At 61.0% G+C, this 19,362-nt stretch carries 16 protein-coding genes; 6 read left to right on the top strand and 10 right to left on the bottom strand.

The window, feature by feature from the left end:
* Window positions 1-68 precede the first annotated feature (68 nt).
* Together CVS28_RS17485 and CVS28_RS17480 are read right to left on the bottom strand one after the other, a co-directional pair.
* Window positions 69-1,265: an ROK family transcriptional regulator gene (locus CVS28_RS17485; protein ID WP_103482313.1), complete on the bottom strand. Its 1,197-nt coding sequence runs from the start codon at window positions 1,263-1,265 to the stop codon at window positions 69-71.
* Window positions 1,266-1,269: 4 nt separating this feature from the next.
* Window positions 1,270-2,571: an FAD-binding protein gene (locus CVS28_RS17480; protein ID WP_103482312.1), complete on the bottom strand. Its 1,302-nt coding sequence runs from the start codon at window positions 2,569-2,571 to the stop codon at window positions 1,270-1,272.
* A gap of 216 nt (window positions 2,572-2,787) precedes the next feature.
* On the opposite strand from CVS28_RS17480, the gene xylA reads away from it, so the two are divergent.
* The 4 genes from xylA (at window position 2,788) to CVS28_RS17460 (ending at window position 8,551) form a co-directional block, all read left to right on the top strand.
* Window positions 2,788-3,978 carry a xylose isomerase gene (gene xylA / locus CVS28_RS17475; protein WP_103482311.1) on the top strand — a complete coding sequence of 397 codons (1,191 nt, stop codon included), beginning with the start codon at window positions 2,788-2,790 and terminating at the stop codon, window positions 3,976-3,978.
* 6 nt (window positions 3,979-3,984) lie between these two features.
* Window positions 3,985-5,454 (top strand): xylulokinase, encoded by a 1,470-nt coding sequence (gene xylB, locus CVS28_RS17470; RefSeq protein WP_103482310.1) that lies wholly within the window; start codon window positions 3,985-3,987, stop codon window positions 5,452-5,454.
* Between the two features lie 76 nt (window positions 5,455-5,530).
* The gene (locus CVS28_RS17465; RefSeq protein WP_103482309.1) at window positions 5,531-6,712 is read left to right on the top strand and encodes an amidohydrolase; all 1,182 of its coding nucleotides are present in this window, start codon (window positions 5,531-5,533) and stop codon (window positions 6,710-6,712) included.
* Window positions 6,713-7,024: 312 nt separating this feature from the next.
* Window positions 7,025-8,551, top strand: coding sequence for a stealth family protein (locus CVS28_RS17460; protein ID WP_370739535.1), 1,527 nt, complete (start codon window positions 7,025-7,027; stop codon window positions 8,549-8,551).
* A gap of 33 nt (window positions 8,552-8,584) precedes the next feature.
* On the opposite strand, the gene CVS28_RS17455 is transcribed toward CVS28_RS17460, so the two are convergent.
* Window positions 8,585-9,526: a phosphodiesterase gene (locus tag CVS28_RS17455; protein WP_103467383.1), complete on the bottom strand. Its 942-nt coding sequence runs from the start codon at window positions 9,524-9,526 to the stop codon at window positions 8,585-8,587.
* A gap of 304 nt (window positions 9,527-9,830) precedes the next feature.
* Between CVS28_RS17455 and CVS28_RS17450 the strand changes: the two genes are divergently transcribed.
* Window positions 9,831-11,288 carry an MFS transporter gene (locus CVS28_RS17450; RefSeq protein ID WP_103482308.1) on the top strand — a complete coding sequence of 486 codons (1,458 nt, stop codon included), beginning with the start codon at window positions 9,831-9,833 and terminating at the stop codon, window positions 11,286-11,288.
* A 121-nt stretch (window positions 11,289-11,409) separates the two neighbouring features.
* Here CVS28_RS17450 and CVS28_RS17445 read toward each other — a convergent pair whose 3' ends face one another.
* From CVS28_RS17445 to CVS28_RS17420, 7 genes are all read right to left on the bottom strand, one after another.
* A complete protein-coding gene (locus tag CVS28_RS17445; RefSeq protein ID WP_103482307.1) occupies window positions 11,410-12,351 on the bottom strand; it encodes a carbohydrate kinase family protein in 942 nt (313 codons plus the stop codon).
* Between the two features lie 25 nt (window positions 12,352-12,376).
* Entirely contained in the window at window positions 12,377-13,885 is a 1,509-nt protein-coding gene (locus CVS28_RS17440) for a glycoside hydrolase family 32 protein (RefSeq protein WP_103482306.1), read from the bottom strand.
* A gap of 114 nt (window positions 13,886-13,999) precedes the next feature.
* The gene (locus tag CVS28_RS20235) at window positions 14,000-14,875 is read right to left on the bottom strand and encodes a type 2 periplasmic-binding domain-containing protein (RefSeq protein ID WP_243399957.1); all 876 of its coding nucleotides are present in this window, start codon (window positions 14,873-14,875) and stop codon (window positions 14,000-14,002) included.
* An 8-nt stretch (window positions 14,876-14,883) separates the two neighbouring features.
* Window positions 14,884-15,603, bottom strand: coding sequence for an extracellular solute-binding protein (locus tag CVS28_RS20230; protein ID WP_243399956.1), 720 nt, complete (start codon window positions 15,601-15,603; stop codon window positions 14,884-14,886).
* 30 nt (window positions 15,604-15,633) lie between these two features.
* A complete protein-coding gene (locus CVS28_RS17430; RefSeq protein ID WP_207797250.1) occupies window positions 15,634-16,599 on the bottom strand; it encodes a carbohydrate ABC transporter permease in 966 nt (321 codons plus the stop codon).
* A gap of 7 nt (window positions 16,600-16,606) precedes the next feature.
* Entirely contained in the window at window positions 16,607-17,416 is an 810-nt protein-coding gene (locus CVS28_RS17425; protein ID WP_243399955.1) for an ABC transporter permease, read from the bottom strand.
* A 149-nt stretch (window positions 17,417-17,565) separates the two neighbouring features.
* Window positions 17,566-18,609, bottom strand: a complete 1,044-nt coding sequence (locus tag CVS28_RS17420; protein ID WP_243399954.1) for a LacI family DNA-binding transcriptional regulator — start codon at window positions 18,607-18,609, stop codon at window positions 17,566-17,568.
* 95 nt (window positions 18,610-18,704) lie between these two features.
* Here CVS28_RS17420 and CVS28_RS17415 point away from each other — a divergent pair, with 95 nt between their 5' ends.
* Complete coding sequence (locus CVS28_RS17415; protein ID WP_133159187.1) at window positions 18,705-19,106, top strand: type 1 periplasmic-binding domain-containing protein; 402 nt, start codon at window positions 18,705-18,707, stop codon at window positions 19,104-19,106.
* Window positions 19,107-19,362 lie beyond the last annotated feature (256 nt).

Raw genomic sequence — 19,362 nt, 5'->3', positions numbered from 1 at the left:
TTGTGCGATGCTGACGCACAACGGGTTGGCTTTGCTCTTTCCGTGTCCCTCTGGTGGAGCTGGCCGGCTCAGTGCGCCTCCATGAATCCGGCGGGGTCGGTCAGGAGTCGCGCAAAGGCAAGTTCCGCCGCGCCCACCATCATGAGGTCTGCACCCAACGCTGCCGGATGGATGGTCACCTGAGCGCCCGGCTCCCGCATGGACTGCGCGGTCACTGCCGCCAATAGCTGTTCCGGCGCGGCCGCGTACAGGGCGGCTAGGAACCCGTCCAGCACCACAGCTTCCGGGTTAAAGACGTTCACCACATTCCGCAAAGCGGTGGCAAGGTAGGCCACCTGGCGGTGCACCTCAGATGTCACCGCCGGATCATTCGTGCCACTCAGGGCGCGTGCCAGCGCTGCGGGATCACCGGCGTCGAGCTTAAGAGCGGCCAACAGTGGCGCCTGGCGCACCTCGGTCTCCAAACAGCCAAAAGCACCACAATGGCAGCTCGTGCCGTCGCTGCGCACCAGCGTGTGGCCGATCTCCCCCGCATATCCACACACCCCCGTTAGCAACCTGCCGTCGGCAACAATGCCGCCGCCGATCCCGCTGGCGCCACCGTTGAGGTAGATGAGATTCGCAATCCCGGTGGCCGCCCCGAAAGTCATCTCGGCCTCAGCCGCTAGGGAGGCATCGTTGGCCACCCTGACGCGATATCCGGTGGCCTCGGCCATCATCTGTGCCACCGGTTCGTTGTTCCAGTCCAGGTGCGGGGCGTGCCGCACGACGCCGTCGGCCACTGTGACCAGGCCGGGCACTGCCACACCGATCCCCACCACGCGGTACTGCGCATCGAGTTCTCCGCGCATCCCGGCAATCACGGCCGCGGCAATGTTGACAGCCTCGGCCGCAGTGGGAATCCGCTGGGTGGGGTAGCGAACCTTTCTCAATACCCGTCCACCCAACCCCACCAAACCGATGGTGACCGCGTCCACTTCAGGGTTGACAGCCAGGGCCGCCACGGCAGGATTCGGGTGGACCTCCGGACTGGGCCGGCCCACCTGGGCCTCACCCGCTGGCGCCGCTTCGAAGACCAGGCCGTGGGCTACCAGTGCCGCTATCAGCACGCCCACAGTTGATCTGTTCAACCCCGTCAGCTTCGTCAATTGGGCACGACTCAGGGAGCCATGGCGGTGGACCAAGGTCAGGATTCTGGCCGGACTACTGGAGCGGGCAAGCTCGGCCCCCGGTTCGAACACGTGGGAAGGTTCCGTAGAAGACATGACCCTATTTTCTCTCATGGGTGCCTGCTGAGCCGCCAAAGATGGTCCGGTCCAAGAAGTCGTTGCGGAATTTGCCACCCGGGTCAAGAGAAACTGCGAGCGCCAAGAAGTCGGCCAACTTGGGGTACAGCGGAACTACGGTGACGGCGTCAGCGGCAAAGACCTTCCCCCAGTGCGGGCGCGCGGCAAAGGGTGCCAACGCCTCCTCGATGAGCGGCAACACCGCTTGGACGCCTTCTGGGTCCAACTTCCAGGTGAAGTGCAAGCCAATGCCGTCGCGGCCATAGTTGGGGCTCAGCCACAGATCATCGGCAGCGATGGTGCGAATCTCGGCGACCAGCAACAACGGCGAGATGGTGGCGGACAGCTCGCGCATGGCGTTGATGGCGGCAACGGCGTGTTCGCGGGGCAACAAATATTCGCTTTGGATCTCATTGCCGCTGCTGGGCAAAAAGTCCATGCGGAAGTGTGAGAGCCGGTCCGAGCCCTGCCCGGCTATCCCCAGTTGCGGGGTGCAGTTCACGGCGGAGACTCCCGGCAACGGATGCATTTCGACGGTTGCGGCCGTACCTCCCAGGAACGACGCCGGGTAGTCACCGGTGCGGCCGTCCTCCAAGCGCTGCTTGAACCAGACCTGCCCCACAGTATCCCCACGCCAGTCGGTGAACAGACTCACGGAATAGGCGCGTGAGGTCACCTCGTCAAAATTGGCCAAGACAGCATCCCAAGGCAGCTCCGTGTACACATGCTGGGCCACCTTGAAGTCGGCCTCGATCTGCAAGGTCACCTCCGTAACAATCCCCAGCAAGCCCAGACCCACCACGTAGGCAGCAAAGTCGGGGGTCCGCTGGCGGGTGACGTTGTGCAACTCACCGGCAGCGTCCATGAACTGCAGAGCAACGACGGCGGTGGCAAGGTTTCCATTGCCGTCCCCTGACCCGTGGGTTGCCGTGGCTATTGCACCGGCAATGGAAATGTGGGGCAGGGAGGCCAGGTTGTGCAGTGCATAGCCTTGGCGCTTGAGCTCAGCAGCAAGGATTCCATACGTGGTTCCGGCACTCACCGTGACCGTGCTTTGTGCTGCATCAACGCGAATGTCAGGCGCCAGCGCTGACAGGTTGACCAGCACCCCGTCGGTATCAGCGAGGGAATTAAAGGAGTGTCGGGAGCCAAGTGCACGCACCTTGGCGGCCCCGGCCACCAAGGTGCGGAGTTCCTCGAGCGTTGTCGGCTGGTGAATCGTGGTGGCCCCGTAGCTGTAGTTGCCAGCCCAGTTCCATTCGATCGTGTCCGCTTGCACTGCCATGAGTCGCCCCTTCGGGTATCCAACCACGCTAATTTGATGTGAATCACAACATAACAGCTTATGTGGCTTGATTCCAGAGCATTGAGCAACAGAACTGCCGCAGGAGGGCCACTGCAATTTCCACTGTAGTGGGGGTTGACATCGTCGGAAAATCTAATATGTTTGAGTACAGAACTTATTACTGAGTGATCCCCACCACACCATCGGAGTAACCACATGGCACTGCAGCCAACACGCGACGACAAATTTTCCTTCGGCCTCTGGACAGTGGGATGGGAAGCCCAGGACCAGTTCGGTTCAGCTACTCGCCCCAAGCTGGACACTGTTGAGGCAATTAACCGCCTCAGCGACCTCGGCGCCTATGGTTTGACGTTCCACGACAATGATTTGTTCCCTTTCGATGCCACGGCCGCTGAGCGCCAGCATGAGATCGACCGGCTCAAGGGTGCGCTGGATTCCACCGGTTTGATCGTGCCGATGGTCACCACCAACCTGTTCAGCCACCCCGTCTTTAAGGACGGGGGCTTCACCTCCAACGACCGCGGTGTGCGTCGCTTTGCCTTGCGCAAGGTCATTGAGAACATTGATTTGGCCGCCGAGCTTGGCGCCGAAACTTTTGTGATGTGGGGCGGGCGTGAAGGCAGCGAATACGATTCGGCCAAGGACATCCGCGGCGCGCTGGAACGCTACCGCGAAGCCGTAAACCTGCTCGGCGATTACGTCACCGACAAGGGCTACAACATCCGCTTCGCCATTGAGCCCAAGCCCAACGAACCCCGCGGCGACATCTTGCTGCCCACCCTGGGCCACGCCATGGCGTTCATCGAGACGCTCGAACGCCCCGAAATGGTGGGCATCAACCCGGAGACTGGCCACGAGCAGATGGCGGGTCTGAACTTCACCCACGGCATCGCCCAGGCCCTCTACCAGGGCAAGCTGTTCCACATTGACCTCAACGGCCAGCGCTCCATCAAGTTTGACCAGGACCTGGTCTTTGGCCATGGCGATCTGCAAAATGCTTTCTCCTTGGTGGACCTGCTGGAAAACGGCGGCCCCAATGGCGGCCCGTCCTACACCGGCCCCCGCCACTTTGACTACAAGCCCTCACGCACCGAGGACATGGATGGTGTGTGGGATTCGGCCGCCGCCAACATGCAGACCTACCTCCTGCTCAAAGAACGCGCCACCGCCTTCCGTGCCGATCCCGAAGTACAGGCCGCCCTCCTGGCCTCCCGCGTGGAGGAGATTAACGAACCCACTCTTAACCCGGGCGAAGGCTGGGAAGCCCTCCGCGCCGACAAGGCCTCCTACGAGGACTTCGACACCGACGCCTACTTTGGCGGCAAGGGCTTCGGCTTCGTCAAGCTCCAGCAGCTCTTCATCGAGCACCTGCTCGGCGCACGGTAGAGATCGATGACACTCGTTGCCGGCGTCGACTCTTCGACCCAAAGCTGCAAGGTCCTGATAGTCGACGCCGGCACCGGGCACATAGTCCGTGTGGGCAAGGCAGCGCATCCTGATGGCAGTGAAATAGCTCCCGCCCACTGGTGGTCTGCCTTGCAGGACGCCATCCACGACGCCGGCGGCTTGGCCGATGTTGCCGCCGTCTCGGTGGCGGGCCAACAGCACGGCATGGTGCTCTTGGATACCGAAGGCAGGGTCCTGCGCGACGCCCTACTGTGGAACGACACCCGCTCCGCCGGGGCCGCAGCTGACCTGATCACCGAAATCGGGGCAGCCGAACTGGCTCAGCGCTGCGGTTCGGTACCCGTCGCCTCCCTCACCATTACCAAGGTGCGGTGGGTGCGGGATCACGAACCCGCAATCGCCGCACGCGTTGCTGCTGTTGCGCTACCCCATGACTGGCTCTCGTGGCGGCTGCGCGGCTACGGACCGGCGGACCAAAGCCCCTTGGGGCCGGATCTGGAACAACTAACAACAGACCGTTCCGACGCCAGCGGCACCGGCTATTGGTCACCCCACACAGGATCCTACGATCTGGACTTGTTCCGGGCCGCTTTTGGTCGGACCGCCCGCGTGGCCGGCTCCGCTGAGCACGCTGGGACGCACATTGTCCTGCCCAAGGTGGCAGCGCCGTCGGACATCACTGGCACCGTGCACTCCGACCTCTTTGTGGGAGCTGCGGCGGTGACCGTCAAGGTCGGTGCGGGGGCCGGAGACAACGCCGCCGGCGCCCTCGGACTTGGGGCCGCGCCAGGCGATGTGGTGATCTCGGTAGGCACCAGCGGCACTGTCTTTGCCGTCAGCGCCCATCCTTCCGCGGATGCTACCGGGACCATTGCCGGATTCGCCGACGCCTCCGGCGCCTACCTCCCCATCGCGGTGACGTTGAATGCCGCCCGCATTCTCAGCACGACGGCGGGATTGCTCGGCGTTGACTTCGAGGAGTTTGCGACACTGGCCCTTGCAGCGCAACCCGGCAGTGCCGGCGTCGTACTTGTACCTTATTTTGAGGGCGAACGGACTCCGAACCTGCCCGACGCGACAGCCAGTTTCCATGGTCTGAGCATCACCTCGACCACCCGCGAAAACATTGCGCGGGCATCCATCGAGGGCATGCTGTGCGGGCTTGCCGGCGGGCTGGACGCCATCAAGGCCTCAGGCACGGCAGTCGAGCGGGTGCTGTTGATCGGTGGGGCCGTACAAAATACTGCCGTCCAGATAGTGGCCGGGCAGGTGTTTGACGCACTCGTGGTGGTGCCCACGCCAGGAGAATATGTGGCCCGCGGCGCGGCTGCTCAGGCGGCCTGGCTGCTGACTGGCACCAGGCCGGACTGGGCACTGGAGACCATTGCAGCTCCCCCGGCAGACTATCGGCCCGAGATCCTTGGGCAGTATCGCGCCGTCGCCGGTGCCGCGTAGCAGCTAACCGCATGCGAGAAGTCTGCGTTTCGATACTGTGTTGTGTTTGGAGAGGCGGACGCGGCAGGATGAGTCCATGACAATCGAGGAACTGTATCGTGACCTGCACGCCCATCCGGAACTCTCCTTCGAGGAGATGCGTACGGCCGCGATCGCTGCCGCGGAACTACGTGCCGCGGGGTTCGAGGTCATCGAGGGCATTGGGATCACCGGGGTTGCTGGGGTGCTTCGCAATGGTGATGGACCGACAGTCCTCTTGCGAGCTGACATGGATGCGTTGCCCGTCCTGGAGGACACCGGCCTTGCTTATGCCAGTACCGTCACCGGTGTCATGCACGCGTGCGGGCACGACGTGCATGTCGCGTGTCTGATCGGCGCAGCCCGCGAGCTGGCCGCCACGCGAGCGGAATGGAGCGGCACAGTCGTTGCCGTGTTCCAGCCCGCTGAGGAGGTTGGCGGCGGCGCTCAGGCGATGCTCGACGACGGCTTGTATGAGAAAGTGCCGGTGCCGGATGTGGTGCTTGGCCAGCATGTCGGTCCCGCACCTGCCGGGACGCTCGGCGCCCACCCCGGCGCGGCCTTTGCTTCGGCCGACAGCATCGACATCACCGTGCGTGGGCGGGGCGGCCACGGTTCGCGGCCCGAGACCACCATTGATCCGATCGTGATCGCGGCGGCCGTCGTGGGCCGGCTGCAGTCGATCGTCTCCCGGGAGATCGCACCACAGGAGACCTCCGTTGTGACCGTCGGGCGGATTAACGCTGGCACGAAGAACAACATCATCCCGGAGAGCGCCGAGCTCGGGCTGAGCATGCGCGCCTACAGCGAGGAAGTGCGGCTGCGCATGATCGCCGCGATCAAGCGGATCGCTCGCGCCGAGTCCGCGGCGTCGGGAGCGCCTGAGCCGATAGTTGAATTCGCCGAATCATTTCCGGTGACCGTTAACGACCGGGTTGCCACCGAGCGCACGATGGACGCGTTCCGGTCGGTGTTCGGCGAAGAGGCGGTTATCGACCCGGGCCCGGTCTCCGGCAGCGAAGACGTGGGTCTGCTCGCGACAGCTGTGGGCGTTCCTTTGGTCTATTGGATACTCGGTGGCGCAAACACGGAAGCGTACCTGACAGCTGCGAACGCGGGGACCATCGACCGCGACATTCCCTCAAATCATTCGTCCCATTTCGCTCCAGAGATCCACCCGACGCTTGACCGCGGGGTCGCGGCACTGGTCACCGCCAGCCGCGAGTGGCTGCGCTCGTAAGGCGCGGTGGACGACCCCGGAATTGATCCGGTGACGACTCACCACATTCCATGGGCGCACGACACAGAATGTGCGAAACATCTGCTGGCAAAACAACGGCATCATTTCCGGGACGGTTCATCCACCGCGACCGTAGCGGCCGGCACGGTTCGGCTGCGCCTGTCTTTTTGGTCCGCCCCCTGGCTCGCAAGGTCTATTATTCAAGGAGACCCCACTTTTTCAACACAGCAATTGGAGCGCCCCATTACAGATGTGACCGCCGCACATGATGTCTTCTACGGCAATCCGGCAACTGACGATGACATTGACCTCGTGGAGGAAACCCCGCGGTCCGCTGTCGCCCGCTTCAAGGACAGGCCCGACGTCGTCCGTCACCGCGGCAGGTACGTCCTGATCAACCGCGACCGCACGCCCAACGAGGCCATGGTGGATGATCTGCTGTTCATCCGCTCCGCCTTGGAGGCCGCACAACTGGACTACCTGCTGGTGCGCGGCAACGACGAGCGTCCCGTAATTTCCGTTGATTGGAAGGACCGGGCCGAGCTGCGCAAAGCACTCGTGGGCGCCTGCGCCAACGAACCGTTCTATGCAATGACCGTGGACGCGCGCAAGAAGTCGGCGTTGCTGGTGGCTGACGGAACACTGGCCAAGAACCGTAAATCCCGGATTCTGCGGCTGTACCGTCCGCGCTGGGAGCCCGACGGCGGCCTGGGCTACGGCGCATCGCTGGGGGTGCAGATAGAGCTGTGGAGCTTTGAGGGTGAGCAATTGATTCTGCCGGTGGAAAACTCGCTGACCCGGCGTACTTTGCTGGCTCAGGACGCTGTGCGCGGCACGGTGGAAAGGTACGGGCACGTTTGGCCGACCATTGAGAACATGTTCGCCGACCATGCCTCCGACATCGACTTCGACATCGACCTGGTCTTCTCCTGGGTTGATGGCAGCTCACCTGAATACATTGCCGCCCGGCGCGCCCGGATGAAGGGTGTGGTGGTGGGCGAAGGCGACGACCATGAGGCCCGGTTCCGGCAGATCGACGAGCTCAAGTACGCCCTGCGTTCTGTCTACACTTTTGCGCCATGGATCCGTCGCATCTTCATCGCCACCGACTCCCCCACCCCGTCTTGGCTGGCCGACCACCCCTCTGTGACGGTCGTTCGCAGTGAAGAATTCTTCGCCGACCCGTCGGTACTGCCCACGCACAATTCACAGGCTGTGGAGTGCCAGCTGCACCATATCGAGGGCCTGTCGGAGCACTTCCTCTACTCCAATGACGACATGTTCTTCGGCCGTCCCGTCAGCCCGGACATGTTCTTCACGCCCGGCGGCATCACGAAGTTCATCGAAGCGGAGACGAGGATCGGCCTCGGCGAGAACGACGCCGAACGCAGCGGCTTCGAAAACGCCGCCCGGGTGAACCGGAAGTTGTTGTGGGAACGTTTCGGGAGGATCACCACCCGTCACCTGGAACACGCTGCCGCGCCCCTGCGCAGGAGCGTCATGGCGCAGATGGAACGAGAATTCCCCGCGGAATTCAGTGCGACGGCGGCCAGTACCTTCCGTGCGGCGGAGAACATTTCCGTCACCAATTCGCTGTACCACTACTACGGGTTGCTCACGGGCCGTGCCGCGGTTCAAACCGGTGCCAAGGTGCGGTACATCGACACGACCGCGCGGTCCGGTTTGAACTACCTGCCCAAATTGCTCGCCAAACGCAACATGGACTTCTTCTGCCTCAACGACGGCAGCTTCCCGGAGGTCCCTGCCGCCGAACGCGCCGAATTGGTCACCGATTTCCTGCAGAAGTACTTCCCGATCACGGCGCCCTGGGAAAAGTAGCCCGCCCCTGCCGACCGACACAGCTCTTGGGGTTTAGCGCTGCGCCAGCCCTCGCCGTCGTACTTGGATTGGGATACCCGTGGTGCGCGGCGCATGGTCGGGGATGCGCACGCCGGCCGCACTGAGGCGCAGGCGTGTTTCCTCGGCGCTGACGTGCTCTCCAACGGTCGAGCCGGCGCCGAGCGGCACGGTTGAGTGGACAATGGTGTGCTCATACACGTGGACCAGGTTGAACGCCTGTCCGCCGTCTCGGCCGCGAGTGCCGCCGACCGGCACGTTCAGGTCCTGGGTGTAGCACGTGGCCGACGCGACGGACACTGGGATCCCGGCAAACATGGCGGTGGTCGAGTAGTGCAGGTGGCCGGCCAAAATGGTACGTACATCGGATCCGCGCAACACGGCCGCCAGCTCGGACTGCCGGCGCAGCTCGACCAGCACGGCCAGGTCCAACACGCTGGGGACCGGCGGGTGGTGGAGTGCCAGGATCGTGCCATCCGGAGCGGGAGTGGCAAGTTCCCCGGCCAACCACTCCAACTGGTCCGCACCCAGCTCGCCGTGGTGGAACCCCGGCACCGACGTGTCCAAGGTGATGACCCGCAGCCCGTTCAGGAAATAGCTGCGGTCTATGGGAGCGCTGTCTGCAGGCTCCCCCAGCAAGCCGGCACGGAAGTTTTCGCGATGGTCGTGGTTCCCCATGGCCCAAATCACCTCAGCCCCCATGGCCTTGCAGGCGGGCTCCACGATCCGGCGCAGCTTTGCGTAGGCCTCGGGCTCCCCCTTGTCGGTGAGGTCGCCGGTAAAAATGACCGCTTCCGGCCGGGCACCCGACGCCGTGATTTCGGCGAAGATTTGGCGCAACCGCTCCTCACTGTCCACGGCCCCGTACAGGGGATCCGGGCCGCCCAGCAGGTGGGTGTCGCTCAAGTGAAGCAGGAAGTGGCGCGGCCTGGGATGTTCGGCCTCGATGAAGTCCATGACTGCCTTAATGGTCGGTTGGATGCGGCGACTGCCCCATTCCCCTCATATAGCTCTATCCAACCACCGTCCGGGTGAACTGGAGGCTAACACGGCCGAGAATTTGGAATAACATCTCTGATGCACAGGCTTTAATGTGGCTGGCGCGCCACTCCCTGGCCACTGAACAATTCCAGCCCGTGGACAACAGGCCTGGGCGGGAATAGATTGGGGCAGCAACCGATTGCCAACTATAGGACATCGTTGTTCAGCCATCATCACCACTGGACGGTTAGCGGTCCCACCTGCTCCCACGAAAGAAGCAATGCGCCAAACTCTCAACCACGCTATAGTTCAGCGGGCATGGCCGCTCATTGCCGTCTTGGCAGTAGCTGGCGCGTCCGCGTCATTCATGTTCACCTTGGTGGTGCCAATCCAGGCTCAACTGCCGGAGCTGTTGAAGTCGCCTCGGGAAGCAACAGCCTGGGTCGTGACCATCACACTTCTGACCTCGGCTGTGGCAACGCCTATTTCCGGGCGACTGGGCGACCTCTTTGGCAAGCGCAAGGTCATCATGTTGCTTCTGATCGCCTTGATCATCGGCAACATTCTGGCAGCAGCCTCCACCAATTTGACTGTGCTGCTGGTGGGCAGGGGGCTGCAGGGACTGATGACCGGCGTCATTCCGCTGGGCATTGCCGTCCTCCGCGACCAATTGCCGCCGAAGCGCATTGGCGGTGCGGTGGCACTGATTAGCGGTTCGTTCGGGTTTGGGGCCGCACTGGGCCTGCCCATCAGCTCCTTCATCGCCGAAACCATGGACTGGCACGCCCTGTTCTGGACCGCTGCGGTACTCGGGCTGGCCCTGCTGGCACTGGTGGCTTGGATTGTCCCGAGGGACACGGTGTTTGCCACGGGCGGCTTTGATTACATCGGCGCCATTGGCTTGTCGGCTGGCTTGACCGGAATTCTCGTGGCGATCGCGCAAGGCAACGCGTGGGGCTGGGCATCGCCAGCCACCCTGGCCTTCGGGGGTGGCGGTGTCGTGGTGCTCCTGACCTGGGGCGCCTTTGAAATGCGCCTGAAGAATCCGGTGGTTGACCTGCGGGTGGCAGCACGCCCCACCGTTCTCATGACCAATCTGGCATCGGTCGCCCTAGGATTCGCCTTCTTTTCATCAGCCGTGCTGTTTCCTCAAATTCTGCAATTGCCCACCAGCACCGAAATCGGGCTGGGCATGTCCCTGATGTCAATCGGGTTCATTCTTGCCCCTGCGGGTCTGGTTCAGATTGCGATGGCACCCGTGGCCGCGCGACTGAACCGCAATGTTGGCGGCCGGGCCACTTTGGTGACCAGCGCCGTCGTCATCTCCTTCGCCTATGTGTTGGCTCTGCTGGCAGCCACCGAAATCTGGCAGATCCTTCTCGCCAACGCCCTTGTTGGGGCTGGCATCGGCATCGGCTACGCGTCCATGCCCATGCTGATTATGGGAGCCGTGCATTCAACGGAGACTGGGGCGGCGAATGGTTTGAATTCCCTGATGAGGGCTTTGGGCACGGGGAGCGCCGCAGCCGTCATGGGCGCCATTCTCGCAGGATCCAGCGCGGGCAATTCAGCACCCACCGCGGCCGGGTTCCAGCTGGGGTTTGCCATAGCACTCGGCGCAACAGTGACTGCCGGAGTCCTTGCGTTGTGCATTCCCAAACCGTTGCCAATCCATGCACGGGCCATGGACGTCTCCGTACGGGAAACGGAGTTGGAAGAAGACGTTTCCCAACACTGACCACTCCTCGCGAGTAGACAGCGAAAAAACCTACCGCCTCATGCTTGCAGGATTCCCGGAGTGCTCGTGGCCGCCCGGGGGCGTCCTCCGCTGCAGAACACCCCGGGATCAGGTGGGCTGGCTACTTGGCTGCCGATGCTTCCAGGTGGGAGCGCAGTTCCTCTTTGGTGGGAGGATTTGCTCCCGGACGCCGCACCGTAATGGCTGCGGCCATGGTGGCAGTCCGGCCCAGCTGGTCCAGCACGGCCGGTGACCGGCCGTCGGTCCCACGGGTCAGCAGTCCCATGATCAGGGCTGCCATATAGGAGTCGCCGGCGCCAATAGTGTCCGCGACGGTGGATTTCACTGAAGGGATGGCCAGTCGGGTCCCGGGTGTGGCGAGCAGTGATCCTCGTGATCCTTGCGTAATGACTGCCAGCCCCGCACCCAAGCCCAGAAGGTGTTTGCTTATGTCCTCCAGGTTCTTGCGGGGATAGAGCCATTTGGCATCCTCATCGCTCAACTTAACGACGTCCGTGAGGTCGATGAGCTCCTCAAAAATCGACAGGGCCTCGGCGTGGCTTCCTAGCAGTGTGGGCCGAATATTGGGGTCGTAGGTGATGGTGCAGGCGTGACGGTACTTCTGCAGGAGTGTTTTGACAGCGCCGGCACCTGGTGAAAGGAATGTGGCTATCGAGCCGGTGTGGAGCACCTTGGGAGTGGATGCCGGGGCAACCGTTCCCAAGTCCCAGATGACGTCGAAGTCGTAACTGGCTGATCCGTCCTCAGCCAGTGTTGCCGTGGCCGAGGAAGTTCTGTCTTGGGAGTAGGAGCCTGGCAGCAGCGTCACGCCGACGCTGCGCACGTGCGTCTCAATGGCGGCACCGCGGTCGTCGTTGCCCAGGGCGGTCATCAGGCCAGCGGCGACGCCTAGGCGGCCTAGCCCGTAGGCCACGTTGGCGGGTGATCCGCCGGGGTGTTCACTCGTTCGGTCAGGCGAAATAACGACGTCGATGAGGGCTTCGCCAACGACCACCACGTCCAGGACGTCACGGGACGGGAAAGCATGCTTGGGGAGGTTCATGTGTTCTCTCTTTGGGGTTCCGCTATCAGGCCCAGCGCGTGAGGTTGAGTCCACACACAGTTGCCGTGCCCTCAGTAGCGTAGAGGGCCACATCAGTGCTGGTGGCCAAGGGGAAAATCAACTCCGTCAAGGTGACGAGCCCGCCCTGAGCGAAAATTTCCACGGAGCAGTGATCCACATAGACGCTCAGTTGGTAGGAACCGTCGATGGGCTGAAGCGGAGCCGAGTCGATTGACGCAAACGATTCGTGAAAGTCGGCCAACCCTGAATCTCGGCGGTCAACAAAGATGCGTCCGTCAGCGGGGCGGATGCCGATGCGGGTCCCCTGCGTTCCGTCACTGCGGACAAGGAGCCCGAATTCCTCCGCTGTTCCCGGCGTGAAAGTCAGCTCGATGTGCTGAACGCTGCCGGCAGCGCCGTCGTGGACGAGTGTCTCGCTGGTAATGCTGGCCTCTTCAAGCTCGAACACAGGACCCCGACCGGACACTGCGGCGAGGTCCAGCGCAAGGTGTTGTGCCAAACGCAGCGTGCCGTCGATGGCGTGCAGGGAGATTTCACGGGCCAGTGACATGGGGCTTCGCCACGGGGCTGTGGGGATCTCATTGGCGTACTGCCAGTTGTTCATCCAGGCGATCATGAGTCGGCGGTTGTCGGGTGCATCGCTGAAAGATACGGCGGCATAGTAGTCCCGGCCCCAGTCCAGCCACTGGTATTCAGCTAGCCGGGCAGGATCCTGCGTGCCTTCTGTGACAGTGGTGAAGGAAGTGAACGTTGTCCCGTCGAAGTCGCCGACGAAATACTGCCCGGCAGAGCCGCCGTTGGGTCCTCCCGGGTTCAAGTTCACGACCAGAACCCATTTGATGTTCTCCGGGTCGCCGTCTACGGGAAGGGGAAAGAGGTCGGGGCATTCCCAGACGCCGCCGGTCGCGTTGGCCGGCCCGAAGCTGCTGAGCAGTTCCCAGTCCTTGAGGTTCTCGGACTTGTAGAGAACGACTTGGAAGTCCGTGGCTTCCACGGCAACCATGACCCAATAGCTTCCGGCGGCACCATCGTAGTGGAACACCTTCGGGTCCCGGAATTCGGCGGATCCGCGGCTCAGCACCGGGTTGTTGGTGTGTTTGGTCCAGGTGTAGCCGCCGTCCAGGCTGTAGGCCAGTGACTGGGCTTGGATGCCGTGGTGGACGGAGCTGGGCTTGAAGGCGCTGGTGTACACGGCGACCAGCGGACCCTGGGTTGCGGTACCGAATCCACTGCTGTTGTTCCGGTCAAAGACAATGCTTCCGGAGAAGATGTCTTCCTTCTCGTCGCACGCAATGGCGACTGGGTGCTCGGTCCAGTTCAGCAGGTCCGGCGAGGTGGCGTGACCCCAGGACATGTTGCCCCACACATTGTCCATCGGATTGTTCTGGTAATAGAGATGGTAAACACCTCCGTGGTGGATCAGGCCGTTGGGGTCATTGAGCCACGTGTTTCTGGCTGCGTAGTGCAAGGCAGGACGGAAGGTGTCGGCGGTAGTGGCGGTCGAGGCAGTCATGAGGGGCTGTTCTCGTTTCTGTGCTGGTAAGAAAATGTGGGCGTCGGTGTTGCGCGGTGGCTGGCAGCGGGCGGGCCGGTACTTGTTGCACCTGCCCGCCCCGCTGCTGAGGGACTAGGAGTTCTTTTGGAACCTGTCGTAGGCCTGCTGGTAGGTCTCCATCATTCTGTCCAAACCGATGGTCTTGAGCTGGGCAACATACCCGTCCCATTCGGAATCGATACCGCCTTGGACGATCCACTGGGCCAGCTTCTGCTTGGTCAGCGAGGTCACGTCGGTCTGGATGCTGGAAATTTGCTGCAGTTCTTCATTGGACAGTGGTACGGGCGGGTAGGACTTGTTGGCGGCATGGGGCAGGTACATGTCTTGGACAATCTTGGCCCGTTCCGCCGCGCGGGGCTCTGGCGCAACAACGGTGAGGAAGTCCTCCTTGGTGATGACCTTGGGCCCGCCCGGGGCAACCTTCTGCCGGCGCTCACCCTCGCTGGTGGAGGCATCCGCCGGGATCTGCACCAGGATTCCGTTGGCGTCCTTCTCCAGGGTTACGCCGATGGGTCCCCAGTTCGCCTGTGCCGACTGGATCGGATCGTAGAGGTGGTCAACCCAGCGCATGGTGGCTGTCGGGTATTTGTTGGAACGGGTGATGGCGAATGCGCCGCGGTTGATCTCCTGGTTGTTGGCTACGCTGGCACGCTGCTTGCCATCAACACCGGTCAGGATTGGTACCAGAACGTAGTCGTTCGCCCGCTCCTCACCCACCATTTCCTTGATTTCCCACCAAACGAATGATCCAAGGGACGGCGTGGTGGTCTTGCCCTTGGCCAGGTACGACTTGTCATCCTGGGAGAACGATTCAGGATCAATGAGGCCTTCCGCGTACCACGAGTTCAATGCCGTAATGGCCTTCTTGTACTGGGGTTGGGTCGCCGTAAAGATGACCTTGCCGTCCTGAACAATTCGGTGATCGGCGTTGTCCGGGAGTCCTCCCAAAGCGGCGATCAGGTCAACGATGTCGCCGCAAAAAGTTCCTGGCTCGTAGCTGAGGGAATGGTCTTGCCTCCCCCGGCTAGGTCCTTTTCCTTGAAGGCCAGCAGGGCGTCGTGATACTCGTCAATCGTGGTCGGAACGGGGAGCCCCAGCTTGTCCAACCATGACTTGTTGATGGCGATCATGTGGGGGAACTGAACCAAGCCGAGTTCCTCCACGGAAGGCAGTGTGTAGATGTGGCCGTCGGAAGAGGTGATGGCCGCCTTGATGTCCGGGCGGGCGTCAAGGATCTTCTTCAGATTGGGCGCATGGGCGTCAACCAGGGTTTCCAGCGCCAACAAGGTTCCATTGGTGCCGTAGGTGGCCACTTCGGAGTCACTCAGACCGGTGTTGAAAAAGGCGTCAGGCAGGTCGCCACTGGCCAGGATCAGGTTCTTCTTCTCCTGGTAGACGTTGTCCGGAAGGTTCTGCCAGTCAACGGTGATGTTGGTGGTCTTCTGCCATTCCTGGACCAGAGCCATGGACTTGTAGTCGGGCGCCAGCGCCGACTTGGTTCCGGAGAAGACCAGCGTCAAGGGCTTGGTGACTACGGGATACCCGCTGCTCTGCAACCCGAAATCGGCGGAAGCATCCTTGATAGGTGCCTTTGAGTTGCCCGAGCAGGCGTTCAGCATGAGCGTGCCAACAGCAAGAACGCTGAGAGAGGTGAAGTTACGGCGTGAAATCAACATTGGTTCATTCCCAACTTGTAGTGGTTTTAGCTATTTGACGGCGCCGATGAGGGCGCCCTTGGTGAAGTGCTTTTGCATAAAGGGAAGTGCGATCATCAGCGGCACGCTTGAAACGACGATCATGGCGTACTTGGTCAGTTCCGCGATTCGCTGCGCCGCGGCGTAGGAGGCAACATCGCCGCCCGTGGTGCCAGTGGAGGAAATGTCGGATTGGATCAGAATGTTGCGCAGAACCAGCTGGAGCGGGTACTTCGAGTCATCGTTGAGGAAGATCAACGCATCAAAGAAGGAATTCCAGTTGGCAACCACATGGATCATGATCATCAGCATGATGAGCGACTTTGACAGTGGCAGCACGATCTTCAGAAAGAAGGTGAAGTCATTGGCTCCGTCAAGTTGCGCGGCCTCGCGCAGTTCCTCAGGGACGGATTGTTCAAAGAATGATCTGGCGATGATCAGGTTCCAAACTCCAATCGCACCAGGGAGCACCACTGCCCACATCGTGTCGAGCATGCCTAGGTCTCGAACCACCAGGTACTTGGTGATCAGGCCACCGTCAAAGAACATGGTGATGATGAAGATCAACATCAAGAACTTCCGGCCCGGCAGATCTTTCCGTGACAGGGCGTAGGCGGCGAACAGAATCGCCGTCACGCTGATCACCGTGCCAACAATGGTGTAGAGGAACGTGTTGCCGAGTCCTTGCCAGATTCGAACGTCTGCGAAGATGCGCTCGTAGCCTTCAAAGGTGATTCCCCGGGGGAAGAACCACACGTTTCCTTCATAGATCTGGTTGGGATCACTGATGGAGGCAATGACCACAAAGTACAAGGGGTACACCACTGCTGCGATGGCAACCAATAGGACGGTGATGGCCAGGGTGTTGAAGACCGGGTCGGACAGTTTGTCCCGCAACCGACGACGCCGTCGATCTCGAGTTCCCGGAGAGACCGGTTCCGTCACCTTATTGGCTCGTTTTTTGATTTCGGTAGTCACAGCGGCATCACCACAGACTTGCTTGTTGGGTCCGGCGCGCGATCCAGTTGAAAGTCAGCAGGAGGGCCAGATTGAGGACGGAGTTGAAGAGCCCAATTGCGGCTGAGTAGCTGAATTGTGCCTGCTGCAGGCCTGCGTGGTAAACGTAGGTCTGAATGATTTCCGATGCCGACAGGTTCAGGTCGGTCTGCATCAAAAGCGCCTTCTCGAATCCAACGTTGAGCAGGTTTCCGATGGCCAAGATGAACAGAATGGTGATCACCGGGGTGATGCCTGGAAGGTCGATGTGCCGGACCCTCTGGAACTTTGATGCACCGTCAACTTTGGCTGCCTCGTGCAGTGAAGGGTCGATGCTCGCCAGGGCTGCCAGATACACGATCATGGAGAATCCGGCAGTCTGCCAAATATCTGAAATCACGTAAACGGGGCGGAACCATTCCGGGGCGCCCATGAAGAAGATGGGCTCTCCCCCAGTCAGCTTGATGACGTTGTTGACCATTCCAGACCGGGGCGAGAGCAATACAAACATGATGCCAACCACCACGACGGTTGAGATGAACGCCGGGGAATACAGAACTGTTTGGGTGAATTTCTTGAACCGCTCACTTTGCAGCTGATTGACCATCAGGGCCAGAATGATTGGTACGGGGAAAGCGATCAGGAGTCCCAAGACGGCGATCCACAGCGTGTTCCCGATGACCTGGGTGAATTGATACGACTGGACAAACCTGACGAAGTTGTCCAACCCCACCCAGGGGCTGCCACTGAAGCCGTCAATGGGGTTGTAGTTGCGGAATGCGATTTGCACACCGTACATGGGCCAGTATTTGAAGACGGCAACATAGATGAGTGCGGGAGTTAGTAATACGTATAACTGCCATGCTCTCAGCACGCGCTTGAGGCGCAGAGAGAATGGAATGTGCCGCTGAAGGGGTCGTTCACCCCTCTGCTTTCTTAGGGTCTGACTCATTGGGACTCCTTGATCTTTTCCACTGAGTTTCTTTCGATGAGAGAGCAAGTCACAAGTTCGAGTTGCCCTTGAGGTTTAATTCCCTCGAGGATGAGGTCAACTGCGCGCCGCCCCATCTGCTCAAAAGGGAGGTCCAAGGTGGTTAACCCGGGCCTGAGATGAGGCGCCAAGGTCTCCTGGTTGTCGAATCCAATAATGGATACATCTTGGGGAATTCTCTTGCCCAGTTCTGCCATTGCTTGGTAGGCACCCCATGCGGTTCTGTCATTCGCACAGAAGATCGCAGTTGGCGGCTCCGGAAGCTGCATGAGCTCGAGGGCGTACGTGAATCCAGCAGGCTCGCCACCCGTACCAAACCTCACAAGCGACGGATCTGGCGTCAGCCCGGCACTTTGCAGTGCCCTGCTGTATCCTTCGAAACGTCCCACGGCACCGGGCAATTGGCTTTCAAGAGTTTCAATGTTGATCATCGCAACGCGGCGGTGCCCAGCATCGAGGAGATGGGCAGTTGCTTCGAATCCCCCAGCCTCTTCATCCGGGGCTACGCTGGGAAAATATCCCGCCTTGTCCTCGGAGTTCAGCACCACCGTCGGCACCTCACGGAGAACTTTCGGCACGTCAACCCTTTGGTGGTACATGGATGCGTAGACAACACCGGCAACCTTGTAAGAAAGCATGGTCTCCAGTGACGCCCGTTCAAGTTCCTTGTCACCACCGGTATTGACCGTGATCAAGAGCAGGCCCGATTCCCAGGCCCGCTCTTGCGCACCTTCAATGATCTTTCCTGCGAATGGTGACGTCGCAACGGCATCACCAACAAAACCAATCATGCCGGCCACGCCCTCGCGCAACACTTTTGCGTGGGCGTTGGTTCGGTACCCCAATGACTCGACGGCCTTTTGGACGCGGTCTTTGGTGGCGTCGGAGAACCGCGATCCGCTCACATCATTGAGAACAAGGGAGACTGTGGCTTGCGAGACGCCAGCTTCGCGGGCCACGTCATGCATTGTGGGCCCCGTAGTGGACTGTTTCCGTGCCATAATTTCCTTGCCTCGCCTTTGAGTTATGCGTATAACCGAACTAGGAAAACTGTAATGGATATCACGTAGCTCGTCAAGCTCCTGACTCCAGCACCTTGATTAAGGCCCTTCTGGAACGCCAGGTGGACGGCTCCTTGTACGCCACCATGTATCACCGCCAGCTGGAAGTGCCCGCGATTCTCAACAGCATTCCGGCAATGCTCGTGGACTCAGGCGAAATGGAGCATTCCGGCACTTCTGTCATACCCAATGGGTTCGGCAGCGCCACCGCCGCGGTGACAACGCTGATCGAAAAAGCTCGGCTTCGACAATCGGGAAATCATCGCCGGGAACCCCTTCCCCTGCTCACCACCGCTCCACTCCCCCACTACGAGATGGGGATCTGGGCCACTGAAAACCTCATGGGCGCCATCGATGGTAAAACTAGCCTCGGCCTGTTCGCTGGCCGAGGCAACCGCCGCCCTGGGGCTCGACGCCGCCATGGCACAGCTGGATGAACTTCGGAGCCGAACGAACTGCAGGGACGCGCACCGTCCCTGGCCGGAATTTCATTCCATCCCAGGCGATACAGACGATGGCGTATGGTCAGGATGATAGCCCGCAATCTACGATTGTCCTGAGCGTCAGAGGCCCTCCAATCAGCGCAGGCTCAGCATCTCACATCAATCAATTTATGAGTATAATCATTTATGAGTCAACTTGGAACCTATTGCTTTAGGAACCGATTGGCGGACGAGAAGAACCAGAACGCGA

It is taken from the genome of Arthrobacter glacialis (assembly GCF_002909415.1).
Lineage (GTDB): Bacteria > Actinomycetota > Actinomycetes > Actinomycetales > Micrococcaceae > Specibacter > Specibacter glacialis.
Note: the sequence above shows the minus strand (reverse complement) of the source record. Positions and strands in the feature narration are given on the sequence as shown.

Coding starts and splice junctions, on each gene's coding strand:
- CVS28_RS17485 (WP_103482313.1), bottom strand. CDS start 1,265: ATGTCTTCTACGGAACCTTCCCACGTGTTCGAACCGGGGGCCGAGCTT.
- CVS28_RS17480 (WP_103482312.1), bottom strand. CDS start 2,571: ATGGCAGTGCAAGCGGACACGATCGAATGGAACTGGGCTGGCAACTAC.
- xylA (WP_103482311.1), top strand. CDS start 2,788: ATGGCACTGCAGCCAACACGCGACGACAAATTTTCCTTCGGCCTCTGG.
- xylB (WP_103482310.1), top strand. CDS start 3,985: ATGACACTCGTTGCCGGCGTCGACTCTTCGACCCAAAGCTGCAAGGTC.
- CVS28_RS17465 (WP_103482309.1), top strand. CDS start 5,531: ATGACAATCGAGGAACTGTATCGTGACCTGCACGCCCATCCGGAACTC.
- CVS28_RS17455 (WP_103467383.1), bottom strand. CDS start 9,526: ATGGACTTCATCGAGGCCGAACATCCCAGGCCGCGCCACTTCCTGCTT.
- CVS28_RS17450 (WP_103482308.1), top strand. CDS start 9,831: ATGCGCCAAACTCTCAACCACGCTATAGTTCAGCGGGCATGGCCGCTC.
- CVS28_RS17445 (WP_103482307.1), bottom strand. CDS start 12,351: ATGAACCTCCCCAAGCATGCTTTCCCGTCCCGTGACGTCCTGGACGTG.
- CVS28_RS17440 (WP_103482306.1), bottom strand. CDS start 13,885: ATGACTGCCTCGACCGCCACTACCGCCGACACCTTCCGTCCTGCCTTG.
- CVS28_RS20230 (WP_243399956.1), bottom strand. CDS start 15,603: ATGTTGATTTCACGCCGTAACTTCACCTCTCTCAGCGTTCTTGCTGTT.
- CVS28_RS17425 (WP_243399955.1), bottom strand. CDS start 17,416: ATGTACGGTGTGCAAATCGCATTCCGCAACTACAACCCCATTGACGGC.
- CVS28_RS17420 (WP_243399954.1), bottom strand. CDS start 18,609: ATGGCACGGAAACAGTCCACTACGGGGCCCACAATGCATGACGTGGCC.